Raw genomic sequence first — 713 nt, 5'->3', positions numbered from 1 at the left:
CTTTGTGATTCATGACTGGGGTGAAGTCGTAACAAGGTAACCGTAGGGGAACCTGCGGTTGGATCACCTCCTTACCTGAAGATACCTTCCCGCGAAGTGCTCACACAGATTGTCTGATAGAAAGTAACGAGCAGAAAAAACCTCTACAGGCTTGTAGCTCAGGTGGTTAGAGCGCACCCCTGATAAGGGTGAGGTCGGTGGTTCAAGTCCACTCAGGCCTACCAAATTTCTTCTCATGCTGCGTTAAAGCGCCGCTCGTATAGTGAACTATACGTCGCGCCACTTTGCCTTGCCTGAAAAGAAATTACCGTTTGTCAAAAACGGAACTCCTGGTGAGTGGTAGTAGTGGTCTCTGCAGTAACTGTATGGGGCTATAGCTCAGCTGGGAGAGCGCCTGCCTTGCACGCAGGAGGTCAGCGGTTCGATCCCGCTTAGCTCCACCATTACAGTGACTCAAAACAATACTTCAGAGCAAACCGGAAACGGTGTGCTGCGAAGTATTATGCTCTTTAACAATCCGGAACAAGCTGAAAATTGAAACGACGCGTTGGTTCATTTCTCCGTAATAAGAAATGAATAACAGCGCGTTCGAGTCTCTCAAATGCTTGCAGTCTGCGCGCGTTGCAAAACGCCTGTGGGTTGTGAGGTTAAGCGACTAAGCGTACACGGTGGATGCCCTGGCAGTCAGAGGCGATGAAGGACGTGCTAATCTG

The 713-nt window shown here is 49.9% G+C and carries 2 tRNA genes and 1 rRNA gene; all 3 read left to right on the top strand.

Features of this window, described 5'->3' with window-relative positions:
- A 16S ribosomal RNA gene (locus ACFQW4_RS23630) occupies window positions 1-74 on the top strand; the annotation flags it as partial.
- Window positions 75-147: 73 nt separating this feature from the next.
- A tRNA-Ile gene (locus ACFQW4_RS23625) sits at window positions 148-224 on the top strand.
- Between the two features lie 143 nt (window positions 225-367).
- A tRNA-Ala gene (locus ACFQW4_RS23620) sits at window positions 368-443 on the top strand.
- Window positions 444-713: the final 270 nt, after the last annotated feature.

The organism is Pantoea sp. GCM10028869 (assembly GCF_042666835.1).
GTDB classification, from domain to species: domain Bacteria; phylum Pseudomonadota; class Gammaproteobacteria; order Enterobacterales; family Enterobacteriaceae; genus Pantoea; species Pantoea leporis.
The sequence above is the reverse complement of the archived record's forward strand: the minus strand, read 5'-3'. Positions and strand labels throughout refer to the sequence as shown.